A 6,645-nucleotide genomic window follows, 5' to 3' on the forward strand; every position below is an offset into this window, starting at 1 on the left:
CACCGTCCCTGAGACGGCCGGAACCCGGCCGTCTCAGGGACGGTGCTGCCCGTCGCCCTTCAACTCGCCTATGAACGCGGCCCAGGAAGCGACTTCGAAGCACAGCGCCGGACCGTGCGGCACCTTGCTGTCACGGACGGGCACGACGGCCCGGAACCCGTCGGCCACCTCCACGCAGTTGCCGCCCTCCTGATTGCTGTAGCTGCTCTTGCGCCAGACGGCGCCGGTCGGATCGGGATGGGACCTTCGCTCCACGGTGGTTGTCCTCCCTCACGGATCGGATCATGTCGAGCGACATGAGCGGGGGCAGAGCTGCCGCCCGCAGCCGATCGTAGGTCAGCGCGAAACTCCTGACCTCCCCTGGATCCTCGATGAGTTGGCCGTAGTGCGCGCCCTCCGTATAGGCGGTCTCCGAGCCGTCCGGCAGGGTGAGCACCGTGAGCGAGCCACCCATGACCTCGTGCTCACCTTGGTCGAACGGCAGCACCTGCACGGTGATGTGAGGTTCCTCCGAGGTGTCGAGCAGCCGCTCCAACTGCTCCCACATCACCGCGTGTCCGCCGACGGGACGCCGGAGCACCGCCTCGTCGAGGACCACCCACAGCTCAGGACGGCAGGACGTGCCGAGGCGCTCCTGCCGTCCCATACGAAGGGCGACTCGCTCCTCCAACTGCTCTTCACCTCCCAGCGTTCGACCGACACTCAGCACCGCCCGCGCGTAGTCCTCCGTCTGCAACAGACCCGGCACCACATGAGCCGCGTACTCGTGGACGGCCACCGCTCGCCCCGAGTACTCCATGAACCTCCGCGACCAGTCCGGAAACGCCTCCCGGTACACGTAGGGCCACAACTCGACGAGCAGATCGTCCGCACCGAGGACCGCGTCCAGCGCACGGGCCAGCTCCAGCGTCGGCTTCGCGCCGGACGCCCGCTCGATCTGCGTGATCCGCGTGCTCACCACATGCGTCCTGGCACCGAGTTCGGCCTGGGTCAGCCCGGCCGCCGTACGGAGCCGGCGCACCCGCGCGCCGAACAGCGCCGCCATCGACGTACTCGGATCAATTCCGTTGGCCAAAGCGTCACTTCCGTTCCTTACCGCCTGAAAGGTAATGCTGTGTCACCTTTCGAGCGTAGGGCGATCGGACGACTCTTGTTCACGGAACGTGACGCATCGCGCACGCCGCGAGATGTCGCGGCTCGAACGGACAAGGACGGACAGGCCGTGCTGACAGGAACGACCACCCCGGAAGAACGGCCGCGCCGGACCGCGACCGCCGCCGCACTCGACGGCACCGCACGCGAACCCCACTCCTGGGCCGGACAGTTCGCCCCCTCACCGCGAGGTGCGCAGCTCGCCCGACGCCTCGCCGTCCGGCGCATGGAGGACTGGGGCCACCCACCGGAGACGGACGCGTCGTGCACGGTCGCCCTCGTCGTCGGCGAACTCGCGGCGAACGCCGTACAGCACGGCAGGGCCCCCGGTCGCGACTTCCACCTCCGGCTCGCCCTCGACACGGCTGCGGACCTGGTACGCGTCGAGGTCGCGGACGCCGCCTCGGCGAAACGGCTGCCCTCGGCCCCGCCCACGTCGTGCCCGGAGGGCGAGTCGGGCCGGGGACTACTCCTGGTGGACGCCCTGGCCCTGCGCTGGGGCTCGACACCTCGCCGGCCCGTGGGCAAGACGGTGTGGGCGGAAGTGTCCGTGGGGGCAAGCTCCCCAGCCGACCCCGGAAACCACCCAGGGACCGACCCGCACTGCTCCCGAACGACTTCCGAGGCGTGAATTCCGAGTGGACCATGTCGCGAACGACATATATCGTGGGCGACATGGCTGATCTGTACGATGTCGAGATCGAGCCCGAGGTACGAGCTTGGCTGGAGTCCCTTCCGGCAAGGCACTACCGGAAGGTGGAGCGGATGGTGATGCTCCTGGCCGACGACCCGACGAACTTGGGAGAGCCACACGCCCGCCATCTCGGTGACGGTGTGCGCGAACTGAGACCGATGCTCGACGGCACGGCCTTCCGTATCACCTATTGGCTGACCTCGCGCCGCACAGTGGTGTTGTTGACCGTGTTTCGCAAGACAAGGATGCGGGAGGAAGCGGAGGTCGACAGGGCCAAGCAGGCGAAGAAGACCTGCGAAGCCGAGCATGGGCCGGCACATCAGTTGTTCGACCGCGACGTCGACAAGGAGGAACTGGAATGAACCACAGCCGCTGGAGGCTCGCACGGGAAAAGGCGCTCACCGGCGAGGACGGCCGTTCGCCGGAGCTGAAGGAACTCGACCGGGAGATCAGCCTTTCCATGGCGCTCGCCCAAGTGGTGTACGACCGACGCAAGGCCCTCGGCCTGTCCCAGGAGCAGCTTGCCCGTAGCTGTGGTCTGACCCAGGCGAAGATCTCCCGCATCGAGGGATCGGACACCGTTCCCACCCTGCCGCTGCTGGCGAAGCTGGCCAAGGGGCTCAATGCCTCGCTGAACATCGCCATAAACGAGGAAGATGTAAGCCTCACTCTCACCGCCCGCGACGCGGCCTGATCCGGCCCCGGACATTTCCCTCACACCACGGCATCTGGAGCTCTTGGTGCGGACCGCGGGCGAGCACGGGCGGGTGGATGGTCGGCGAGTGCCGTAGCGATTGCTGTGCTCCGTTGCTGTACACACGACAGAGGCCCCTTCACGATCACGTGAAGGGGCCTCTGCCCTCTGCCGGGGTGGCGGGATGTGAACCCACGACCTCTCCGTCCCGAATAAGGTCAGGGCGAGACCCATACCTGCCCTCGCTGGTGTTTACGCAGGTCAGGCCCTTGGGATGGCATGGTATCCCTGGGCGCTTGAGAGGCATGGGGAGAAGATCTTCTCCCGGATTTCTCCCAGCGCCGTCGCTGTACTCAGGGCGCCAGGACCACCCAGTCGGCGTCGGGCGCGGACTCGGTGCCGTCCGCGTACTGGGCGGTCACCCAGTAGAAGTGAGTGGTGCCCTTGGCGGCGCCGGTGTCCTCGTAGGAGGACCCCGTCGTGGCCGCCAGCTTCTCGTACGCCTTGGCGTGCGGGTTCCACCTGTAGATCTGGTAGCCGGTGGCGTCGGTCACCGGAGACCAGGACAGCTCGACGCCCGCCTCTCCGGAAGCCGCCGTCAACCTGACCGGCGAACCCCCCGGCGTCGCCACGCTCGGCGTCATGTCGAGCTCGGTCGCGGTCACGATCTGGGCCTCGCCGGTCACCCGGAAGGAAGAGTTCCCGGCGTCGTCCACGGCGTCGACGATGAAGCAGGACTCCTCGCCGTCCGGGAGGACGGTGTACGCGTACGAGGTGGTGTCGGCCGACACGTAATAGCCCGGGTAGAGGGAGCACAGCTGCTCCTCCTCGTCCCCCAGCAGCTCGCCCCGTCGGACCACGTAGCTCGCCAGGTCGGCGGTCGGGTTGGCGTCCCAGCGCACCTCGAAGCCGTACTCGGTCGGGGTGACGGTCACCCCGGTGACGGCGGACGGCGGGGTGAGGTCCCGGCGCTTGCCGCTGACGACGGCGGACCGCGCGGACTCGTTGCCCGCGGCGTCCAGAGCGGTCACCCGGTAGTAGGAGGTGGTGTCCTCGGCGGCCGAGGCGTCCACGTACGAGACCTGCTCGGTACTGCCCACGTTGGTGTAGGCCCCGTCCGCACTGGCCGCCCGGTACACCCGGTACGACACCGCTCCCTGGACCGCGCTCCACCCGACCCGCAGCCCCTCCGGTTGGGAGGCGGTGCTCAGTCCGGCCGGCACGGGCGGCGCGGTGCGGTCGACGGTGGTGACCGCCTGGTCTGCGGTGCCGGTGGACTCGTTGCCGGCCTTGTCGACCGCGCGGATCTCGTAGTAGTACGTCTGGCCGGTCGGGGGCGGGGTGTTGGTGTACGACGTGGAGGTCGTGGTCGCCAGCGGCTTGGCGGGGTACGCGCCGCCCTTGAGACGGCGGTAGACGCGGTAGTCGGCGAGGTCCATCTCCTTGTTCTTGGACCAGGTGATCCTGGCCTTGCCGGTCGCCGTGTCGTACGTGACGGCGGCGCCCGTCGGGGTGCGCGGCTTGACCTTGTCGACGGTGGACGAAGTCCGCGGCGCATAGCCGAACTTGACGTTGGCGGTGCCGGTCCAGTTGACGAAGTCGACGCGCAGGGTGTGCTTGCCGGACGGAATGGTGACGTTGACCGTCTTCTTCACCGTCGTCGAGACGTCCTTCCACAGGTCGACCTTGCGGACGCCGTCGAGGTAGACGCGGATGCCGTCACGCGCTTCGACCGGGAAGGAGAAGGGGCCGCCGGAGCCGAAGTCGCGGGTCACCGTCCAGCGGACACCGAATTTGTTCGACGGCAGACCGGAAGCCGGGGCGCCTGTGCCCCAGTTCTGGTCGATCTTGGAGTCGCAGTCGGTCTTCTTCGGCGTACCGGAGAAGGTGGTGTTCGCGAAGAACTGCCGCTTGTAGACCGGCGAGGCGCAGGTGGTCGCGGCGGAGGCGGGCGTGGCGACGGCGGTGAGCAGGCCGCCCGCGGTGGCGAGCACGATCGCGGTCGCGGCCGCGGAGGTCGTGCGTCTGGCTGGGTTCATTCGGTCCTCTGATCGGATCAGGACGCACAAGAGCGTTCATGACCACGACATGCGAGGCCGGGATGAGGTTGTACCGATCTCTCTCTACGGCCCGACGACCGGGACTTTTTCTTCCAGGAACGCCCCGGACAACAAATCAGGCCCGGTGCTGGTCTCTCAGCACCGGGCCTGCCCTGGTGTTTCTCTGTCGGGGTGGCGAGATGTGAACCCACGACCTCTTCGTCCCGAAGTAACTCGGGTGGGTGCCCGGCCTCGGGCTGCCGTGCCTGTCACCTGCTGCGATGGTCCACAGGCGTCCGCACCTGTCCGCCGGTGTGCATGGGTGTCGTCACGCAGTCAGACACTCACCGACCCGCGACGCTTGAGGCTCCCGACCATGCAGTTCTGATTCCCTGCAACTGCCGCTCACGACCGTGTGGCAGTCCCGCAGCCCGCATCGCCGGCCTCCCGCATGCGCGTTTCCATCGACGTGCTCCGGTCGTACGGGTCGACCTCGGGGCCGTCTCCCGGGCGCGAGGCCGCGCGCTCTGCGCTGAACTCGGGGGTGAGGTAGCCGGTGAAGGTATCGCAGCCGCCGTTGGTGGTGTCCACCTTGTAGGAGACGAGGGAGAACGTACCCGGTTCGACGAAGACCTTCGCCGGGTCGTCCCAACTCATCACGACCTCGCGGCGCACGATGGTGCGCGCGACTTCGTCGCTTCCCGCTGCGGCGCGTACGACCGGATATACGTACGTGATATCGGTGGTCACCTCGACCGCACCACGCTTACCTTCTCGGTACGTGATCCGCCCTCGTGTCTTGACCACATCCCCGACAAGCCGGACCTTCGTGTTCTCGAACCGGCTGAACAGCAGCAGAGGATCGTTCTCCCGGCTGGGCGTACGGAACGCGGTCGCCAGATAGTCCTGGACATCCTGCTGATGAGGATTGATCAACGCGATCGCCTTCCTCGGCCGCTCCCCGCGCAGCACACCAGGATCCAGACTGGACGCGGCGAGGAAGTCCCGGGTCTTCTCGAGCGCCTGCGCGACCTGCCTCTCGCTCATCCACCCGGTCGCCCGTGCCTCAGGCAGGCCGATCCCAGCTGTCCCGTCACCCCATTGCGCCGCGGGCGACCCCCTGAACGGCTGCTCCACGGTCGGACGTTGGGCTGCCGCTTCCGTCGGCGGCGGTTGATCCGGACGTTGCGACTCCGCGGCGAGCGGCGCACTCTCGCCGCCTCCGCCTCCGCCTCCGAACCATCCAGCCACCCGCCCTGGATCCAGCGCCACGACCAGCAAGGCGACCGCGACCAGCAGACCGATCGCGTACCAGCCCTTGCCTCCTTGCCGCCGGGCCGGCTGGTGACTCCGCCACGGCTCCGGTCGGCCGGTCTCCTCCCGCAGTCGCCGCCCCACCATCCGGGCCCGCGCCGACGGCTCCTCGGGCGCGCCCTTGGTCCCCGCCTCGGCTTCACGAAGGAAGCGCTCCCACTCTTCGTCCGGTATGGACTCCCCACCCTTGCCCACGATGGGCCCCGCCCTTCTCACGTACCCGGTCCCTCCCCAGGGCCGGTCATCTTCCGTGCATCCTCACACAGCTCGGCTTGGCTCCGTGATCGCCGCCGGTCGGGGCCCCGGCCCAGAGGACCTACGCGAAAGGTCGGTGGAGTCTGATTCGAAAATCAACCATCCGCGCAGGTCAGACCACTTCCGCTGAGGGAAGGGACACTTGATGGCCGAGCATGTTGAGCCGGCTGATCAGGCGGCGGGTCTGCCGGGCCCGGCCGGTTCGCTGGATGAAGTAGTCGCCTCCGAGGTCGTGGTACTCGGTGTCGTGGGTGAGCATGTGCCAGACCGACGTCAGGACCGTGTGTCCGACGGCGACCAGGGCCCGCCTCTTTCCGCGGCGACAGAACCGCGAGCAGGCCGAGACGATCGAGGTGCTGCGAAAAGCGGCGGTCTTCTTCGCGAAAGAGAGCGATCGATGAGCGACGTGTACGCGTTCATCGAGGCGGAGAAGACCACCCACCCAGTCGCTCTGCTGTGCCGACTGCTGAAGGTGACCCGGTCCTCCTTCTACGCCT

The 6,645-nt window shown here is 67.9% G+C and carries 7 protein-coding genes and 1 pseudogene; 3 read left to right on the forward strand and 5 right to left on the reverse strand.

Annotation, left to right across the window (positions count from 1 at the left end; all coding sequences use genetic code 11):
• Nucleotides 1–33: 33 nt before the first annotated feature.
• Together AOK11_RS44605 and AOK11_RS08415 are read right to left on the reverse strand one after the other, a co-directional pair.
• Entirely contained in the window at nt 34–174 is a 141-nt protein-coding gene (locus tag AOK11_RS44605; RefSeq protein WP_055593023.1) for a DUF397 domain-containing protein, read from the reverse strand.
• Entirely contained in the window at nt 131–1,045 is a 915-nt protein-coding gene (locus AOK11_RS08415) for a helix-turn-helix domain-containing protein (protein WP_055593024.1), read from the reverse strand. Before AOK11_RS08415 ends, AOK11_RS44605 begins: the two co-directional genes overlap by 44 nt.
• Nucleotides 1,046–1,222: 177 nt before the next feature.
• On the opposite strand from AOK11_RS08415, the gene AOK11_RS39320 reads away from it, so the two are divergent.
• Genes AOK11_RS39320 through AOK11_RS08430 form a run of 3 tightly spaced genes read left to right on the forward strand, consistent with a single transcriptional unit; the run spans nt 1,223 to nt 2,540 of the window.
• Nucleotides 1,223–1,783, forward strand: a complete 561-nt coding sequence (locus tag AOK11_RS39320; protein ID WP_079034707.1) for an ATP-binding protein — start codon at nt 1,223–1,225, stop codon at nt 1,781–1,783.
• A gap of 44 nt (nt 1,784–1,827) precedes the next feature.
• Entirely contained in the window at nt 1,828–2,208 is a 381-nt protein-coding gene (locus AOK11_RS08425; protein WP_055593028.1) for a type II toxin-antitoxin system RelE/ParE family toxin, read from the forward strand.
• Nucleotides 2,205–2,540, forward strand: coding sequence for a helix-turn-helix domain-containing protein (locus AOK11_RS08430; protein WP_055593025.1), 336 nt, complete (start codon nt 2,205–2,207; stop codon nt 2,538–2,540). Before AOK11_RS08425 ends, AOK11_RS08430 begins: the two co-directional genes overlap by 4 nt.
• 353 nt (nt 2,541–2,893) lie before the next feature.
• Here the strand turns inward: AOK11_RS08430 and AOK11_RS08435 are convergent, their stop codons facing one another.
• The 3 genes and pseudogenes from AOK11_RS08435 to AOK11_RS39325 all read right to left on the reverse strand — a co-directional run.
• A complete protein-coding gene (locus AOK11_RS08435) occupies nt 2,894–4,579 on the reverse strand; it encodes a PA14 domain-containing protein (RefSeq protein ID WP_055593026.1) in 1,686 nt (561 codons plus the stop codon).
• 405 nt (nt 4,580–4,984) lie between these two features.
• The gene (locus tag AOK11_RS08440) at nt 4,985–6,088 is read right to left on the reverse strand and encodes a hypothetical protein (protein WP_055593027.1); all 1,104 of its coding nucleotides are present in this window, start codon (nt 6,086–6,088) and stop codon (nt 4,985–4,987) included.
• 172 nt (nt 6,089–6,260) lie between these two features.
• Nucleotides 6,261–6,473 (reverse strand): annotated as a pseudogene (locus AOK11_RS39325) (IS110 family transposase); the annotation flags it as partial.
• Between the last annotated feature and the right edge of the window lie 172 nt (nt 6,474–6,645).

This window comes from Streptomyces hirsutus, from assembly GCF_001418415.1.
Taxonomy (GTDB): domain Bacteria; phylum Actinomycetota; class Actinomycetes; order Streptomycetales; family Streptomycetaceae; genus Streptomyces; species Streptomyces hirsutus.